The 17,738-nt window shown below is 73.4% G+C and carries 15 protein-coding genes; 4 read left to right on the top strand and 11 right to left on the bottom strand.

The window, feature by feature from the left end:
- A partial coding sequence (locus J0670_RS09225) for a 3-deoxy-7-phosphoheptulonate synthase (protein WP_207810964.1) occupies positions 1-569 on the top strand: 569 nt, incomplete at its 5' end.
- Positions 570-755: 186 nt separating this feature from the next.
- Here the strand turns inward: J0670_RS09225 and J0670_RS09220 are convergent.
- From J0670_RS09220 to J0670_RS09180, 9 genes are all read right to left on the bottom strand, one after another.
- Positions 756-2,744, bottom strand: coding sequence for an FAD/NAD(P)-binding domain-containing protein (locus J0670_RS09220; RefSeq protein WP_207810963.1), 1,989 nt, complete (start codon positions 2,742-2,744; stop codon positions 756-758).
- A gap of 120 nt (positions 2,745-2,864) precedes the next feature.
- Positions 2,865-3,410, bottom strand: coding sequence for a PaaI family thioesterase (locus tag J0670_RS09215; protein ID WP_207810962.1), 546 nt, complete (start codon positions 3,408-3,410; stop codon positions 2,865-2,867).
- Between the two features lie 42 nt (positions 3,411-3,452).
- Entirely contained in the window at positions 3,453-4,601 is a 1,149-nt protein-coding gene (locus J0670_RS09210; RefSeq protein ID WP_207810961.1) for a ferritin-like domain-containing protein, read from the bottom strand.
- Positions 4,598-6,157, bottom strand: a complete 1,560-nt coding sequence (locus J0670_RS09205) for a class I adenylate-forming enzyme family protein (RefSeq protein WP_207810960.1) — start codon at positions 6,155-6,157, stop codon at positions 4,598-4,600. Before J0670_RS09205 ends, J0670_RS09210 begins: the two co-directional genes overlap by 4 nt.
- A gap of 2 nt (positions 6,158-6,159) precedes the next feature.
- Complete coding sequence (locus J0670_RS09200) at positions 6,160-6,387, bottom strand: acyl carrier protein (RefSeq protein ID WP_207810959.1); 228 nt, start codon at positions 6,385-6,387, stop codon at positions 6,160-6,162.
- Complete coding sequence (locus J0670_RS09195; RefSeq protein WP_207810958.1) at positions 6,387-7,439, bottom strand: transglutaminase domain-containing protein; 1,053 nt, start codon at positions 7,437-7,439, stop codon at positions 6,387-6,389. The genes J0670_RS09200 and J0670_RS09195 overlap by 1 nt, the downstream gene beginning before the upstream one ends.
- Positions 7,436-7,729 (bottom strand): acyl carrier protein, encoded by a 294-nt coding sequence (locus J0670_RS09190; RefSeq protein WP_207810957.1) that lies wholly within the window; start codon positions 7,727-7,729, stop codon positions 7,436-7,438. The genes J0670_RS09195 and J0670_RS09190 overlap by 4 nt, the downstream gene beginning before the upstream one ends.
- 10 nt (positions 7,730-7,739) lie before the next feature.
- Positions 7,740-9,443, bottom strand: coding sequence for an AMP-binding protein (locus J0670_RS09185; RefSeq protein ID WP_207810956.1), 1,704 nt, complete (start codon positions 9,441-9,443; stop codon positions 7,740-7,742).
- Positions 9,444-9,448: 5 nt separating this feature from the next.
- A complete protein-coding gene (locus J0670_RS09180; protein ID WP_207810955.1) occupies positions 9,449-11,065 on the bottom strand; it encodes a class I adenylate-forming enzyme family protein in 1,617 nt (538 codons plus the stop codon).
- A gap of 441 nt (positions 11,066-11,506) precedes the next feature.
- On the opposite strand from J0670_RS09180, the gene J0670_RS09175 reads away from it, so the two are divergent.
- Positions 11,507-12,031, top strand: a complete 525-nt coding sequence (locus tag J0670_RS09175) for a hypothetical protein (RefSeq protein ID WP_207810954.1) — start codon at positions 11,507-11,509, stop codon at positions 12,029-12,031.
- A 43-nt stretch (positions 12,032-12,074) separates the two neighbouring features.
- Here the strand turns inward: J0670_RS09175 and J0670_RS09170 are convergent, their stop codons facing one another.
- Positions 12,075-13,010: an alpha/beta fold hydrolase gene (locus tag J0670_RS09170; protein WP_207810953.1), complete on the bottom strand. Its 936-nt coding sequence runs from the start codon at positions 13,008-13,010 to the stop codon at positions 12,075-12,077.
- Positions 13,011-13,321: 311 nt separating this feature from the next.
- Here J0670_RS09170 and J0670_RS09165 point away from each other — a divergent pair, with 311 nt between their 5' ends.
- Positions 13,322-15,571: an MMPL family transporter gene (locus tag J0670_RS09165; RefSeq protein ID WP_207810952.1), complete on the top strand. Its 2,250-nt coding sequence runs from the start codon at positions 13,322-13,324 to the stop codon at positions 15,569-15,571.
- Between the two features lie 59 nt (positions 15,572-15,630).
- Here J0670_RS09165 and J0670_RS09160 read toward each other — a convergent pair whose 3' ends face one another.
- A complete protein-coding gene (locus J0670_RS09160; protein ID WP_207810951.1) occupies positions 15,631-16,197 on the bottom strand; it encodes an RNA polymerase sigma factor in 567 nt (188 codons plus the stop codon).
- Positions 16,198-16,536: 339 nt separating this feature from the next.
- Here J0670_RS09160 and pcaB point away from each other — a divergent pair.
- Positions 16,537-17,738 (top strand): 3-carboxy-cis,cis-muconate cycloisomerase (gene pcaB / locus J0670_RS09155; RefSeq protein ID WP_207810950.1); only part of this gene is annotated, 1,202 nt, incomplete at its 3' end.

Raw genomic sequence — 17,738 nt, 5'->3', positions numbered from 1 at the left:
ACCTGCCGTGGATCGGCGCCCGCACCGCCGGGGTCGACGACGCCCACGTGCGCTTCCTCACCGGTGTCGCCAACCCGGTGGGGGTCAAGGTCGGGCCCGGCCTGACGGCCGACGGGCTCCTCGCGATCTGCGAGCGACTCGACCCGGACCGGCGCGCGGGCCGCCTGGTGCTGATCTCCCGGATGGGGGCCGGGCAGGTCGCGAAGCGGCTGCCCGGCCTGGTGGCGGCCGTCCTGCGCGCCGGGCACCCGGTGGTGTGGCTGTGCGATCCGATGCACGGCAACACCGTCCAGGGGCCGCGTGGGCTGAAGACCCGACACGTCGCGGCGATCGAGGCCGAGGTGACGGGGTTCCACCGGGTGTTGACGGAGGCCGGGATCCGGCCGGGCGGGCTCCACCTGGAGGCCACCGCGGGCGACGTCACCGAGTGCGTCGGCGGGCGGGCGGACGGCCGGGTGGCCGAGGGCGACGTGCCGCTGCGCTACACGACCGCCTGCGATCCGCGGTTGAACCGACGTCAGGCTCACGATGTGGTGCGACTCTTCGCTGATCTGATGACCACCGACTGACCCGTCGCTCCCTGACGGCAACGGCCGGTCCGGACCGCACCCCCGGTGCTCCGGGCCGGCCGTTGCCGTGCGTCCGGCCCGACTCGGGCCGTCGGCCCGACACCCGGTAAGAGCCGCCGCGGGCATGCGGAAGCCGCCGGCAGGAGGGGCGAATTCCTGCCGGCGGCCGTTCCGGGGGGGGTGAGTTCAGACCGCCGCGTCCACCTTCGCCGTCTCCTCGCTCGACGCGCCCACGGCCACGGCCACAGCTGCGCCGGCACCCGCACGGTCCAGGACGGCCCGGGCGATGGCGTCCGAGTCCTGCAGCGTCACCGAGTTCACGCCCGGCCGGATGCCGGCTGCGGTGACCCAGTGGACCGCCTCGGTCGGCACGCCGAAGGCGAACCGCGCGGGGTGCGCCCACCCGGCCGCGTCCAGCAGGTGGTACGGCCGCTCGGTGACGTCGAGCCCGCCGGTGAGGTGGCTCTCGCCGTCCGGGCCGTCGACCCGGTGACGGCGGCACCGGCCGGTCTTCAGCAGCCCACGCAGCAACGGGTCGGCGACGCGGTCGAGTTCCGGCTCCGGGAGCCGGGCCTCGATCAGCGCGGAGACGGCGACCCGGGAGCCCGGAACGGCCGGGGAGTCGGCCACGAAGGCACCCGCCGCCTCGTCCGGCCGGACCGTGGTGCCGGGGCCGAGCACGGTCAACACCCCGGCCTCGATGAGCGCGGTCATCTCCTCGATCCGGCGCGCCGGCGGACCGATCGACAGGAAGGCGTTGAGCGGGGTGTACCAGCGCCGCAGGTCGTCCCGGTGCGAGCCGGCGGTGAGACCGCCGTGGTCGACCAGCGGGCGGATCTCGTTGCGCAGGTCGCGCAGCACGTCCAGCGCGGCCTTGAGCGGCCCGGTGACGTTGCCCTCGCGCGCCGCTGCGGCGTCCGCGCGGAGGTGTTCCAGCAGCCAACGCCGGAATTCGGCCGGCGAGGCGAACTCGCGATCGCCGTACGGGCGGGCCAGTCGCTCCCAGTCGAACCGCGGCCCGTGTGCCACCTCGGCGGCGTCGAGCAGGGCACGCTCCGGTGCCGAGCCGTGCTCGACGGCCAGGTAGCGAAGCCGGAAGGCCTCGGCCGCGCGCTCACCGTACCGGGCACGGACCAGCGCGGTGTAGTAGACCGTCTCCACCTCCTTGGCGATCAGCGGCCAGAGGTCCCGCCGGAAGTCCAGGCCCGCACCGGCCCGCGCCTCCGCCCGCAGTCGGGCGACGGCCTCCGGGGTGAGCACCGCGGGCCGGTGGCGGCCGTACGGGCCCTTCTCGTTCTCGCCGCGCGCGTGGTGCGGGACACCACGCCGGGAGCCCGCGTAGATCCGCGGTTCGCGGCCGGACGGGCGGTAGACCAGCCGGCCGGCCTGGCGCAGATACGTTCCGCCGCGGCCCTGGGTGAGCAGCGCGAGGTAGTCGAAGAAGTTCAGGCCGAGGCCGCGAAGCAGCACCGGACGGCCGGGGGCGAGGGCGGTCAGATCGGCGTCGGCCGGGTTGCCGGGCGGGAGCAGGAACAGACCGTGCCGCTCGGCGAATCGGGCGGCCCGCCGCTGCTCGTCGTCGGGCTCCTCCCCGAGGTGGCCCTGGGCGAGGACCACGGCGGCCAGCCCGTCGATCACCTCGCCGCCGGCCAGGCGTACGGTCTGGGTGCCGTCCGGCCGTCCCCTCAGTTCGACGGCCCGGTCGCGGTGGACGGCCACGGTCAGGTGCCAGGGGGCGGTGCCGACCACGCGGCGGAACACCCACTCCAGGTAGTGCCCGTACAGGGCGCGGGTGGGGTAGTCGTCCGGGCCCAGGTCGCGGGCCTCGGCGAGGGTTTGGTCACCGTACCCGTCGTAACCGTCGTAGGAGCCGACCGCCCGCACGAATCCGGCCCACTCGTACAGGCTCGGCCCGCCCTCGATCGGGCCCTCGATGTCCGTGCTGGGGTCGGTGAACATGCTCACCTGCGAGGCCACCGTGTTCATCAGCAGGTGGCGCGACTGGTCGGTGCGCCACACCTGTCCCGCCCCGGCCGGGTACGGGTCGACGACGTGGACGGTGATCCGGGTGTGCTCGCCCCGCTCCCGGGCGTTGGCGCAGATCCGCTCCAGGACCGACAGTCCGCGCGGTCCCGCGCCGATCACACAGACGTCAAAACGTATGCTGTCCTTCATCTTCGCTTCGGCCGGTCGGCCCCGGCTCGCTCGCCGGGGCCGACGCCTTCTCCTTCCCCCGTCGTGGGCACGTTCCGTTCTTCCGAGGCCGGTTGACGCCACCTCGTGTTCGGGTCGGACTCAGCCGACGGTCAGCCGGTCGCCCTCCTGCCCCGGCGCCACGTGCGCGGGTGCCACGTGCGCGGCCACGTCTGCTGCGGCGGCCCGGACGATCACCTGCTCGACGGTGCCGACGCTGGTGACCGTCCCTTCCTGCCGGAAGACCACCTCGACCCGCGCGTGCCGCGAGCCGAGCGCCCTGACCCGCGCCTCGATCACCGCCGGACCGGGCAGCAGCGGTGCCCGGTAGGCGACTTCGAGTCCGGCCGTGACGATGGCGGTTCCCTCGCGCAGCACGGTGAGCATCGCGAGGCCGGCGAAGTGGTCGATCAGGGCGGCGATGTGGCCGCCGAAAACGGTGCCGAAGTTGAGCAGCACGTCCGCACCGAACGCGGTCACCGCGGTGACCTCGCCGGGCGCCCAGGTGTCGGGTCTGGGCAGGGACAACCGGTCCATGCAGGACGGTTCCCGGGCGATGCCGGCGATCAGCTCGTCGAGGTAGCGACGACCGGCGGTGGTGTCCCCGGGGGCCGGGAAGCCCCGGGGAAGGGTGAGGGTGTCCGGCATCGGAACCTCCAGGCTCGTCGGTGCCGCCCCGGTGGCGGGCGGTCAGCGTCCGCGTGCACCGAGGTCGGCGATGGACTTGATCTCCCGTACCCGGGCGTCGAGTTCACGCCGGGCGTCGTGGTCGGCCTGCCGCTCGTCGAGCGGTTCACGGGCCAGCTCGTCCAGTCCGGCGTCACCGAAGCCGAGGACACCCATCTTCGCCAGCCCCTCGCGCACGGTCGGGCCGAACAGGCCGATGTCCTTGAGGGCCGGGACGATCCGCATGAACACCAGTCGGCGGAACTCCCGCTTCGAGGGCGACAGCCGGGACAGCTCGACCGCCTCCTTGCCGTAGCCGAGGTTGTGCCACATGTCGTCGTCCACGTAGCGGTCGCGCAGCGCCCAGCAGCCCTCCAGCACGAACTCCTCGCGCTCGGCCGTCTCGGCCGCGGTCAGCTGCGGGTACAGCCGGCGCAGCAGGGTGCGGCCGAACGCGACGTGCCGGGCCTCGTCGCGCAGCACGTACCCCATGAACGCCCTGGCCAGCGGGTCGCGCATGCGCTCCTTGTGCATGCCGAAGGCGGCCAGGCCCATGTTCTCGACCAGCACGTGGGCGGTGAGCACCCCGAGGTCCCAGCGCGGCTCGGCGAGCACCTGCCGGAACAACGAGCCGAGGGTGGGCGACAGGCCGTACCGGACACCGATCTTGGTGCTCAGGTAGCGGTTGAACGCCTCCGCGTGGCGGGCCTCGTCCATCAGCTGGGTGGCCGCGTACATCTTGGACTCCAGGCTCGGCGTCCCGGCGGCGATCTTGCCGACGCCGATCAGCGCGAACTGCTCGGAGTGCAGGAACTGGGAGTACAGCCAGCCGGCGGTGTGGGTGCGGACGACGGCGCGCTCGGACTCCGGCAGGCGGTCCCAGAGCGGCGAGCCGCAGATCGAGACGAACTCGTCCGGCATGCCGAGCGGGTTGTCCGGGTCGGGCTCGTGGGTCCAGTCCAGTTCCGCGTCGGCGTCCCACTGCCGCTGCTTGCCCTGCGCGTACAGGCGCAGCATCTGGGCGTCGCCGGTGTCGTAGTCCCAGTGGAAGAGCGCCTCGCCCGCGAGCGGCATCCGCCAGGCGCCGGCGGCCTCCTCCAGCACCCGGGGATCGGTGTAGTCCCGCTGCTCCGTGTCCGGCTCGACTGCGCTCTGCTCCACGGCCTGGGTCATCGCTGCTCTGCTCCCTTCGGGGTGGCGGCGGCCGGCCGGCCTGCCGCGTGGGGCTGTTCGGCGCGCTCGCGCAGGACGGTGCGGAGCACCTTGCCGGACGGGTTGCGGGGGATCGTGTCGATCGGGACGAAGCGGCTGGGCCGCTTGTAGGAGGCGAGCCGCTCGACGCACAACGCGGCCAGCTCGGCGGCCAGTTCGGACTCGGAAGCCTCGACGGATCCACCGGCACCGCCGGTGACGACGACGAACGCCACCGGCGTCTGCCCCCAGGTGTCGGAGGGCGCCGGCACCACCGCGACGTCCGCGACCCGCGGCGAACGGCGCAGCACCTCCTCGATCTCGGCGGGGTAGACGTTCTGGCCGCCGCGCAGGATCAGGTCGTTGCGGCGGTCGACGATCCACACGTAGCCGTCGTCATCGCGCAGCCCGATGTCCAGGGTGTTGAGCCAGCCGTCCGCCAGTACGGCCGCGGTGGCGGCCGGGTTGTTGAGGTAGCCGTGCATCAGGCCGTCGCCGCAGAGCCGGATCTCACCGAGCTCGCCGGGCGGCATCGGGCTCCCCTGCTCGTCGGTGATCCGCAGGGCCACCCCGGCCATGGGCCGGCCGGCGCAGGTGGCGCCGGGCACCGGTGGGGCGGCCGGCTTGTCGTCCGGGCCGAGCGAGATGGCCGGGCCGCCGCCCTCGGTGATGCCGTAGACGGTGTGCAGCCGCACCCCGAGCCGGTCCTGCACCTGTGCGGCAAGGCGGGCCGGCATCGGCGCGGCGCCGTGCAGGAGCAGGCTCAGCGAGCCGAGGTCGGCATCGGCCAGGCCTCGCGCGTCCAGCAGCAGCTGGACCATCGACGGGACCAGGAAGGCCTGTTCCACCCGCCAGGTCTCGACGGCCGCGATGCAGGCCTGAGGGGTGAACCGGTCGAGGACGCAGACGGTGGCCCCGGCGGCGAGGTAGTCGAGCGCGATGACGACGCTGCCGTGGAAGAGCGGTCCGGCGTTGAGGAACACCGTGCCGGGTGCCGGCCCGACGTCCTGGGACCAGGAGTACGCGTTGGCCTTGAGCGAGCGCTGGTCGACGACGACGCCCTTGGGCCGGCCCGTGGTGGCCGACGTGTGCAGGATCAGCACCGGAGCGCCGAGGTCGGTCCGGGCGTCCGGTACTCCCGCCGGGGCGGGCAGTGCGGGCACCTGCTCGATGGCGAGGGTGGCCAGGTGGGGATAGCCGGCCGCGAGCCGGCCGCGGCCCGCGGCGTCGGCGGCCGCCAGCACGGGGCCGACCGCGTCGAGGATGAACGCGATCTCGGCGTCGGTGAGGTTCGGATTGACGGGTACTGCGACGACCCCCGCGATCGCGCAGGCGAGGTAGGTCTCGATGACCTCCACGCGGTTGCCACTGAGGACGGCGACCGCGGCGCCGGGCCGGACCCGCTCGCGCAGGGCGGCGGCGAGAGCCGCCGTCTCCGCGCGCAGCTCTCCCCAGCTGACGGTCCGTCTGATGTCCCGCAGCGCGGGCGCATCGGGCCGTCTGGTCGCGTGGCGGTCGAGGATGCTGTCGAGCCACATGGCTACCGGCCCTTCCCTTCCAGCAGTTCGCCGACGGCGCGGACGCTGCTGAGCCCGGCGAGCTCCTCGTCGGTCAGCGCCCGGTCGAGGTACTGCTCGCAGCGCAGCGCGATCCGCACCACCTCACCGGAGTTGATGCCGCCGGAGACGAGGTCCTGGTCGTCACCGATGGCGTCGAGCAGGACCGGCAGGTCCAGAACTTCCCTGATGAGCATGCGCGCGGTCTCCATCAGCCCCTCCACGGGCGTGCGCCGACGCCGACCATCGCCCAGTAGGGCGCGGGGCGGTCGTCGAACCGGACGAGTGGCTGCCCGTCGGTGCTCACGCAGGGCAGCAGGCGGTTGAAGCGGCTGCCGAAGCAGGCCGCCGAGAACTCCGGCGAGGCGGCGATGCCCTTGGCGGCGTCCCCGGTCTGCGAGATGAACGCGAAGATCGGGTCGAGCGGCTTGTACACGCCGTCCTCGTACAGCTCGCACCAGGAGTGGTCGCTGCCGAAGAGGCCGAGCAGGTAGCCGCGGCGGACCCGGGCCTCCAGACCCGCGGCGCGCAGCCGGCCGGCCAGCAGGCGGCTGGCGACGACGCAGTCCGCGATGCCCATCCGCCAGGCTTCCTCCGGTGTCCGGCGCAGCGCCTCGGGAACGGTCTGGTAGGTGACCGTGCCGTCGGCGAGGGAGCCGACGATCTCCCGCCAGATCGGCTGGGCGGCGGCCGCGCGAACACGCTGCCGGGCCCCGGTCAGCTCGACGACGGCCCGGTAGCCGCGCTCCTGGAACTCGGTGCCGGTGACCTCGGGCAGCGTGGCCGCCCCGGCCGGGGCGGCCACGGCGGTGACCCCGGGGGCGGTGAGGTCCGGCACCCGGACGGTGACCAGGGGGGCCGGGCCGCCGCGGCCCTCGCCCAGCCGGTCGGCCGGCTGGACCGTCACCTCCCAGCGGCGCGGCTTGAACCAGCTCTCCTCGGTCTCGGCGGCGAACCGCATCAGGAAGCGCAGCCCCAGCTCGGGGACGGTCTGCCCGGTGCCGCAGAAGAAGCCGACGTTCATCAGGTCGTCGTAGTCGAACAGCGGGCCGTACACGGGGTCGGTCTCGTGCGGCAGCCCGGCCGCGGCCAGCTCCAGGATGTTGCCGGGATCGGTGCGCAGCGACTGCGCGGCGGTGGCGACGTCGGTCTCGTAGACGGCGATGCCGCGCGGGACGACGGTGAACCTGCCGAGCGCCCCGATCAGGCTGTCGGCGCTCTGCTCGGCGCCGGAGGCCGCCGCGAGCGGGGTCGGGGCGGTCACCGGCCCTCCCGGGCGAGCTCCTCGCGGGCCAGGCCGGCGACGAAGGCGGCCAGCTCGGCGACGGTGGCGGTCTCGAACAGGAAGTCGTCGGGCAGGACGATCCGCAGCGACTCCTCGATCCGGCTGACCGCGCGCAGGGCCTTGACGGACTCCATGCCGGGGATGTCCCCGAGGGTGCCGTTCGGGTCCACCCGGTCGGCGGGCACGCCCGCACTGGCCGCCAGGGCGTCGATCACCAGCATCGTGATCTCCTTCCCGTCGATCTCCGGGGTGTTCAGCAGGTCGGACATGTCTCGCTCCTCACTTCGTACGCTCGGCGACGCCGAGCCGGTCGGTGGTGTGCTCGATGGGGTCGGCGGTGTGCCCGGTACGGGCCGTGACGTTCTCCTGCCACAGGGCCAGGGCGGCCTGCCGCTTGACCTTGCCGGAGCTGGTGAAGGGGATGGTGGCGGCGGGCACGGCGACCACTTCGATGGCGCCGAGCCCCAGCTGCCGGGCGAGCCGCAGCCGGACCTCCTCGCTGACGGCCTCGGCGGCGGCCCCGTCGCGGGCCTCCCAGATGACGACCATCCGCTCCCCCGCCGCGTCCTGCCAGGCGAAGGCGGCACAGCGACGGCCGTCCACGCCGGGGGTGGAGCGGGCGACGTACTCGGCGTCCTCGGCGTAGTGGTTCTGGCCGTTGACGATGACCATGTCCTTGAGCCGGCCCATCACGTACAGCTCCCCGTCGTGGAGGAAGCCGAGGTCTCCGGTGCGGACCCAGCCGTCTCCGGTGATCGGCTGCTGGTCGGTGGGAAGGCCCAGGTAGCCGCGGGTCACCGCCGGTCCGCTGATCTGCACTTCCCCGACGGTGCCCGCGCGCACCTCCGCGCCGTCGGGGTCGGCGATCCGCAGGTCGACGCTGCTGACCGGCCGGCCGCAGGAGACGACGGTGCGGGTGCCCTCGCCGGCGGTGTCGCGCAGGGCGATCCGGTCGCCGACGCCGAGCGTGGTGCGGTCGACCTCCAGGCTGCGCACCGGGCTGCCGGCCTTCGGGCAGGTGACCATCAGGGTCGCCTCGGCCATGCCGTAGGTGGGCTGCACGACGTTCTCCCGCAGTCCGTACGGCGCGAAGGTGCGGGCGAAGAGGTCCATGGTGCGGCGCTGGACGGGCTCGGCTCCGTTGGTGGCGAACCGCCAGCGGGAGAGGTCCAGGCCGTCCGGCACGCCCTTCTGGTGGGCCGCGCCGACGAGGAGGTCGTAGAAGAAGTTCGGCGCGGGTGTGATGGTGGCGCCGGTCGCGGCGAAGTCGGCCAGCCATTCGAGCGGGCGGCGGACGAAGTCGCGCGGCTGGTAGAGGTGGGCCGGGGCGCCGTTCACCAGGGCCGTGAGCAGGCCGAACAGCCCCATGTCGTGGAAGAGCGGAAGCCACAGCCCGAGCCGGTCGCCGTCGCGCCAGGCGACGGACTCGGTGATCGCCCGCAGGCCCGCGGCGACGTTCGCGTGGCTGAGCATGACGCCCTTGGGGCGGGAGGTGCTGCCGGAGGTGTACTGGATGACCGCGAGTTCGGCCGGCGGGGCGGGCGGCAGCGGCCGTTCCCCGTGGTCGGGCGCGGTGATGTCGATCAGTGCGGTCGGTTCGACCTGGCGACGGACCTGGTCGAGCAGCCGGGCGCCGGTGCCGTCCGAGACGAGCAGGGCGTCGAGTTCGCCGTCGCGGGCGATCCGGCCGAGGTGCTCGGCGTACGCCTCCATCCCGGCGAAGGCGACCGGCAGGGGCAGCGGCACAGCGGTGGCGCCGAGCGTCCAGGCGGTCAGCAGACCGCGCACCCAGGCCTCGGAGTTGACCATCAGCAGGCCCAACCGCCTTGGTTTGCCGCCGAGTTCGCGTCTGACGCGGGTGGCGGTGCGGGCGGCCCGGTCGATCAGTTCGGCGAGCTCCACCCGCGTCTCGGGCCGGCCGGGCAGGTGCAGCACGGCCTCGGGCCGGGCGGTGTCGCGCAGGATCGCCAGGAGATCCGTCATGGTGCTCACTTGCTCCCTTCCAGGACCTTCGGGTCGCCGATGGCGGTGACCCGGGCGGCGAGGCGCTCACGGAGGACACCGCGGCGCACCTTGTAGGAACCGGTGACGGGCAGCGCCTCCCACTCCCAGAACCGCACCGGGATCCGGCCGAGGCCGACCTCCTCGGCGGCCGCGTGGAATCGCTCCTCGTCGCCCCGGTGACCGGCGCGCGGGCATGCCACCGCGAAGACGCCCTCGCGCTCGGCCTTCACCAGGACCAGCTCGACGAGTTCGGGCAGCAGTTCCAGCAGCTCGTCCTCCTTCTCCAGGAGGCTCTCGGTTCCATCGACGTGCTCGACGATCCGGTCGAGGAGTTCGAGCGAGCCGTCCGGCAGCAGCCGGCCGAGGTCGCCCATCGGCCACCACGCCTCGTCCGCGACGGGCACGGCCCCACCGCCGATGTAGCCGCGCATCCGGCCCGGAGAGAGGGTCTCGATGTGGCCGACCTCGCCGTCGGGGACGGGCTCGCCGTGCTCGTCGACGATCCGCAGGCCGATGCCGGGGCCGGGGAAGCCGACGTTGCGCGGGGAGTAGTCGGCGATCGCCGCGCCGGCCACCATCTGGAGGCAGATCGGGCCCGACTCGGTCTGACCGTAGGCCTGCAGGTAGTGCACGCCGGGTTCGTCGGAACCGGCCACCAAGCGGCGGACGGTGCGCGGGTGGATCGCGTCGAAGGTGCTGATGAAGCGCTGGACCGGGCCGAGCGGGCGGTCCGGGTCGGCGGCGAGGGACTCCCACTGGATGAAGACGTTGGGGTGGGTCTCCAGCGAGGTCGGGCGGTGCTCCAGCAGCAGCCGCTTGACGTTGTCCAGTCGCGGATCGGCGATGGCCAGCATCGGCACGTTGGCCTCCAGCGAGGCCAACGTGCCCGCGCAGGTGCGGGCGTGGACGAAGGAGAGGTGCTTGGCGTTCAGGTCGCCGCCGTTGTACTGGGTGCGCAGCAGCATGATCATCGGAGCGACCATGCCGAACAGCGAGCGGGTGGAGTGGGCGGCCAGCTTCGGCGAACCGGTGGTGCCCGAGGAGTGGGTGACGACGAACCAGTCGTCCTCGTCGCGCGGGTCCGCGACGTGCGGCGCCCGGTCGTGCGCCGGCACCGTCCAACCCGCCGCGCCCGGCTCGGGGTCGGCGAAGGAGAGCACGGTGCTGGTCAACAGCGCCAGCGCGTGCCGGGATTGGGCGAGCCGGGCCTCGCCGTACGCGTCGACCAGCAGCTTGGGCCGGTCGAGCCGGGCCAGGCAGTCCAGCAGCTCACCGACCTCCATCGCGGAGGACAGCAGGACGGGCAGCGCGCCGATCCGACCGAGCGCGCACATCACGGCTTCGACCTCGATGTGGTTGCGCTGGACGACGGCGACCACGTCGGAGCGCCGTACGCCGGCCGCCCAGAGCCGGTCCGCGTAGTCGCGGACGGCGGTGGCGAACTCGGCGACGGTGGTGACCGGCCCGCCGTAGGTGGTCCAGGGGGTGTCGGACAGGAAGCGCATGTCTCCGTGGCGCTCGGCGGCGACCTCCGGAAGCACGCCCAACGGCGCACTCGGTCCGGGGACCTCGATCTCTCGGAAATCGGCGAGTTCAGGCATGGAGGAATTCCCTTTCGGGCAATCGGAGAATGACGGAACAGGTGCCGGTGTCACCATTGCGACGCAATGGGGGATTTCCGGATCGGATTTCACAGGGGGCTCGTTCACGCCCCGCTTTCACCCTGTCAGTGAGGAAGAGCGCCGCCGCGGCCGGTCCAATCCCACTGGAGGAGACAAATTTTCGAGTAGTTTTCCGACTACTCTGCGCATGCGAGCCGGATCCCCGGGCGATCGGAGCAGATTGACCGGGACATGAAACAGGTCGGCCGGAGGGAGTGTTCCGCTGCCCGGGCACCTCCTTGTGAGTAGGCCCGCCGATCCCGGCGGGGGGAGGCGCGCGCCGCTCCTTGATCGCATCGATCGCGGAGTGGGAGGCTGACCCACGCCTTGTCGTGACCGATGTCGCCATCGGCCGAGTCCACTTGGAGGGGACGGACAGACATGGAAGAGGACAACGAGGCCCAAGGGCGCCCGCCCGCCCGTTGGCCGACCGTCGAACTGGATCCAGTGCGCCGGCTCCGGGTCATGGCCGCGGCCGCGGGGAACCGCCCGATGTTCGCCGAGCGCCGCTATCCCGCGACCTTCGACGAGGTCTGGTCGGTGGCGAGCGATCTGGAGCACGAACTGCCGCAACTGCTCACCGGGCTACGCTCGTTCGAGGTCGGTCCGGGTCCGGGCGGCGGACACCGGCTCAGCGGCCTGGCGACCAGCGCCGTCGGCCACCGGGAGCGGTTCGACATCGTGCTCTCGCCCGGTTGGTGCCTGATGCAGAGCAAGGTCCTGCTCGGGGGGATGGCCGCCGTCCCCGAGGGCGACGGCACCCGCTTCGCCCTGCTGGGGAGCCTCCGGTTGCCCGGGTCCGCGCCCGTTCAGCGGTTCCTCGGCAAGCTCACCGACCGGCGCGGCGACATCCTGCTCGACCGGCTGGGAGAGCGGATCCGGCTCCGCGCGGCGGCCTCCCGCTGACCGCGGGCCGGCCCCTGGCCTTCACCCAGGGGCCGGCCCGAGGTCAGAACGCGTCCGGCCCGCCCAGCCCTGGTCCGCCGTCCCGGGCCGTACCCAGGAAGAGCCGGCGGGCGGCGGCCGCGACCTCCTCCGGTCGCTCGTGCGGCAGGAAGTGCCCGCTGCCGGCCAGTACTTCGGTGCGCAGGTCGTCGGCGTACCGGTCCGCGCCGGCCAGCAGCGCCGGACGGATGACCGGGTCCCGGTCGCCGGCCAGCACCAGCGTGCGGACGGTCAGCCGCCGGTGGCGGAACCGTCCCAGCGCCAGCCGCGGGATGTCCCCGGCCACGAAGCCCCAGTGCAGCTTCTCCCCCGCGTACGCCGCTCCCGGCTCGCTCCCGGCGGCGGTGTACTCGGCGATTTCCTCCTCCGGCCAGGGGCTCCCGTCCCCGACGCCGCGGCGCAGCAGGTACCCGAGCAGCCCGGGCCACCGCCGGATCACCCGCCGCCCGATGGCGGGGTACTCCAGCAGCGCCGTGTACCAGAACCGCCAGGCCGTCCCGAGGAGCCCGCGCTGCGTCGGCCACGGGTGGACCATGTTCAGGGCCAGGAAGCCGGCGAACCGCTCCGGCGCGCTCAGGGCCAGCGCGAACCCCGTCCAGGCCCCCCAGTCGTGCCCCATCAACCCGGCGCGTTCCAAGCCGAGTTGGTCCAGCGCGCGCAGCACCAGGCGCACCCGCTCGTCCGTCGTGTAACCGCGGGCCGGGACGTCCGACCAGCCGAAGCCGGGCAGGTCGAGGCAGATCAGGCGGAAGTCGTCGCGCAGCAGCGGCACCACCCGGTGCCAGGCGTACCAGTGCTGCGGGAATCCGTGCAGCAGCACCAGCGGCTCGCCGCTCCCGGCCTCCGCCACGTGGAGCCGGACGCCGTCCGCCTCGACGAAGTGGTGGCGCACTCCCTCCAGTTCGGGCAGCGGACGGTTCGTCCGCGGGTGATCGGTCATAGCGCGACCCTCTTTCCTCAGCTCGTCCCAGCGCCTTCAGCGTTCGGCGCGCGGCCCGGCCCGTCGCCGGGGCCGTCCCCCGATTGAGAGAGGGCGCCGGGCGCCGAACCAATCCCCGCCCACGGGGACTCGTCCCGGCGCGCCACCTCCTCGGACCGGCGCACAACCTCCGCCGGATTGACGGAACTTCTCGGGATTGCCACCGCACCGGCCTGCCTCTTCCCCTCCGGACACCATCGACTTCCCGCCGACCGGGCCCGTCGGCCGTGGCGTCGACCACCTCTTCGCAAGTCCGAACACAGGAGGATTCCGTGACCCCCCGCAGGAACATCGCCGCAGCCATGGGCCGGTGGAGCGCCCGGCATCGCTGGGCCGCCGTGCTGCTGTGGCTGCTCTTCGTCGCCGTCGCCGTCACCGCCGGCGGCGCCACCGAGCAGGCCGGCCTCACCGCCCAGGAACAGGTCAACGGAGAGGCCCAGCGCGCCCAGCGGATCCTGGACCAGGCCGGATTCGCGCTCCCCGCACGCGAATCCGTCTTCGTCCACAGCGACTCGGCGACCGCGGACGACCCGGCCTTCAAGACCGTCGTCGACGAGACGGTGGCCGCCCTCAGCCGGACCGCCGGCGTCACCGACGTCGGCTCACCGCTCGGCCCGGGCGCCGGAGGACCGGTCTCCGCGGACCGGCACTCCGCCCTCGTCCTGTTCAGCGTCACGGGCGACGCGGCGACCGCCAAGGAGCGGGTCTCCCCCGCCCTGGCCACCGTCGACACCGCCGCACACGCCCACCCGGACTTCCGGATCGCGGAGTTCGGCGAGGGCTCCTTCGCCAAGGCGTACGACGACAAGCTGGCCAAGGACTACACCGGCGCCGAGACGCTCTCCTTCCCGATCACCCTCGCCATCCTGCTGATCGCCTTCGGCGCGCTCGTCGCCGCCACCCTGCCCCTGGTCCTCGCGCTCACCTCGCTGGTCGCCGCGGGCGGCGCGGTCACCCTGACCAGCCACCTGGCCCACGTGGACGCCAATGGCACCGCCGTGATGGGCCTCGTCGGCATCGCCGTCGGCGTCGACTACTCGCTCTTCTACATCCGCCGGGTGCGCGAGGAACGCGCGCTCGGCCGCAGCGGCCGGGACGCCGTGGAGGTGGCCGCCGCGACCTCGGGCCGCGCGGTCCTGGTCTCCGGCCTCGCCGTCATCGCCGCCCTGGCCGGCATGTTCCTCTCCGGCAACGGCATCCAGACCGGCATGGCCGAGGCGACCATCGTCGTCGTCGCGATCGCCGTGCTCGGCTCGGTCACCGTCCTGCCCGCCATGCTCTCGCTGCTCGGCGACCGCATCGACAAGGGCCGGCTGCCGCTGCTCGGCCGCGCCCGCGCGGGACGGTCCGAGGACTCCGGTCGCGGCTGGGCCCGGCTGCTCGGCACCGTCCTGGCGCGCCCGGTGCTCTCCACCGTGGTCGCCACCGGAGCCCTGCTCGCCCTGCTCGCCCCGGCCTTCGCCCTGCGCACGGTCGACCCCGGCTTCGCCGACCTGTCGGCGGACCACCTCCCGGCGCTGCGCACCTACGCCGCCATCCAGCAGGCCTTCCCCGGCTCGTCCGCCCCGGCCAAGGTCGTGCTGCGCACCTCCGACGTCACCGCCGAGCCCGCGCGGGCCGCGATCGACCGGCTGCGCCGAACCGTCGAGGGCAGCACCGAACTGCACGGCCCGGTCACGGTCGAGCAGAACGCCGACCACACCGTCGCCCTGGTGAGCCTCGGCCTCGCCGGCAACGGCACCGACCGGGACTCCGTCCACGCCCTGGGCGTGCTGCGCGACCAGGTCCTGCCCGCCTCCCTGGGCACCCTGCCCGGCGCCGAGATCGCCGTCGCGGGCATCACCGCCGCCTCGGTGGACACCAGCCGCCAACTGTCCTCCTCCACCCCGCTGGTGGTGGTCTTCGTCCTGGTCCTGACCTTCCTGATCATGCTGGTCAGCTTCCGCTCGGTCACCGTCGCCGGGCTCACCCTGGCCCTCAACCTGCTCTCGGTCGGCGCGGCCTACGGCCTCGTGGTGGCGGTCTTCCAATGGGGCTTCGGCCACCGGCTGCTCGGCTTCGAGAGCAACGGTGGGATCACCTCCTGGGTGCCGCTGTTCCTCTTCGTCATCCTGTTCGGCCTCTCGATGGACTACCACGTCCTGGTCGTGAGCCGGATCCGCGAGCTGCGCGACCGCGGCGCGACCACCGAGCGGGCGATCTCCGAAGGCATCCGGCACACGGCCGGCGCGGTGACCAGCGCCGCCGTGGTGATGGTGGCGGTCGCCGCGGTCTTCACCACGATGCCCGAGGTCTCGATGAAGGAGGCCGGCCTCGGCCTCTCGGCAGCGGTGCTGATCGATGCCGCGGTGGTCCGCACGGTGCTGCTGCCGGCCTCGATGAAGTTGCTGGGCGACCGCAGTTGGTACGTGCCGCGCTGGCTGGGCTGGCTGCCGGTGCCCGCCGGAGAGTCCGGGCCGGCGGGGCCCGCGGGCACCGCGTCCGGCCGGAACAACGGGCAGGACGTCGTCGTCCCCGTCTGACGCTCGCGCCCGCGCCGCCGCCGGCTGCCCGGCGGCGGCGCGGGCGCGCTGAGCACCGGTCAGCGCCGGTCGGTGCCCCAGGCCGCCCGGAAGCCCTTCCTGGCCCGGAACAGTCGCGAACGGACCGTTCCGATCGGGACGCTGAGGATGTTCGACACCGACTGCTCGTCCAGGCCCTCCACATGACGGAGCGTCAGGACGGCTCGCTGCTCCGGCGGAAGCCGTTCCAGGACGTCCTGGATGTCCGCCGCGAGCTCCAGATCGCGCAGGTCCGCCTCGTCGGCCGGCTCGGACGCGCTGGTGCGCTGGTTGCGTGCGCCGGCCCGGGTCGCGAAGCGGACCGCCTCGCGCGCGGCGATCGCCCTCGCCCAGGAGAACAGCGCCTCAGGGGCCTTCAGTTGATGCAGGTTCCGAACGATCGCGATCGCCGCCTCCTGCGCCGCATCCGGTGCCTCCTGCAGGGCGATCGGCGCACAGATCCGTCCGACATAGGGCATGAGGATTCCGAGCAACTCGTCCAGGGCGAGCGCGTCACCCCGCTGTGCCTGCCGTACCAGGGACCTCAATTCCTCCGGTTCCACAATGTGGCTGGTCGAACCGGATGCGGATTGCGCCGCACCTGCCATCTCTGCTCCCCCGATCGCCCAAACGGGTATGAAGGCGCCGGAGAACCGAGCACAACATGCACAATGAGCACAACGTGCGAGTGCCGCCCCCGTGGCCAAGGCGACAGTACCGGAAGGCACCACCGGCTGGGACCCGGATACGGCAGGTGCGGCCATTCCGATACACACCGGCCCCGGCACCGGGCCGGCCATTTCACCCCATTCCACCGAAGTTCCCGTCAGGGAAGCGGAATTGGCCCGAACTATTCCCTTGGACTTCCCGCCGAAAGAGCGGGAACCGTCGCACCCGGATACCGCCCGGCAACCTACCCCGTCCACCCCTCCCATCGAGGTGACTTCATGACCGACCGGTTCTCCCCGCAGCAGGACACCGGACTGCTCTCCCCCGTCCGAGCGGGCACCCCCGCGGAGGAAGCCGTCTGCGACCGCGCCTGGCTCCAGGCCATGCTGGACGCCGAAGCCGCGCTCGCCCGCGCCCAGGCGACACTCGGCACCCTGCCGCCCGCCGCCGCGGCGGCCATCAGCGCCGCCGCCCGCGCGGACGACTTCTCCCTGCGCGAACTCGCCCTCGCCGCCCGGGAGACCGCCAACCCGGTGGTCGGCCTGGTGCAGGCGCTCACCCGGGTGGTCGCCGCCACCGACCCGGGTGCGGCCGAGTACGTTCACCGCGGATCCACCAGCCAGGACATCCTCGACACCGCAGCCATGCTGGTCGCCCACCGCACGGTGCGCGTCATCCGCGCCGACCTGACCCGGACAGCGGCGGCCCTGGCCGTCCTCGCCGCACGCCACCGCGACACCCCGATGGCCGGCCGCACGCTGGCCCTCCAGGCCGTTCCGACCACCTTCGGCCTCAAGGCGGCCGGCTGGCGGCAGCTGGTCCTCGACGCCGAGGCCCGGCTCGCCCTGGTCCACGACGACCGGCTGCCCGTCTCCCTCGGCGGAGCGGCCGGCACCCTGGCCGGCTACCTGGAGTACGCCGGGATCGACGGCGCCGGACACCGCCCCGACCCCGGCCGCTACCTCGACGCCCTCGTCGACGCGTTCGCCGCGGAGACCGGCCTCGCCCGGCCCGTCCTGCCCTGGCACGCCCTGCGCACCCCGATCGCCGACCTCGCCGCGGCCCTGGCGTTCACCGCCGGAGCGCTCGGCAAGATCGCCGTCGACGTCCAGAACCTGACCCGCACCGAGGTCGGCGAGGTGACCGAACCGGCCGCGGACGGCCGGGGCGGCTCATCGGCGATGCCGCACAAGCGCAACCCGGTGCTGGCCACCCTGATCCGTGCGGCCGCTCTCCAAGTCCCGTCACTGGCCGCCGCGCTGACCCAGTGCCTGGTCGGCGAGGACGAGCGGTCCGGCGGCGCGTGGCACGCCGAGTGGCTGCTGCTCCGCGAATGCCTGCGCCTGGCCGGCGGCGCCGCCCACACCGCCGTCGAGCTCGCCGAGGGCCTCCGCGCGCATCCCGACCGGATGCTCGCCAACCTCCACCTGACGGGAAGTCAGATCGTCTCCGAGCGCGTCGCCGCCGCGCTCGCCCCGCA

This window comes from Streptomyces sp. FH025, from assembly GCF_017427025.1.
In the GTDB taxonomy this organism is placed as follows: domain Bacteria; phylum Actinomycetota; class Actinomycetes; order Streptomycetales; family Streptomycetaceae; genus Kitasatospora.
Note: the sequence above shows the minus strand (reverse complement) of the source record. Positions and strands in the feature narration are given on the sequence as shown.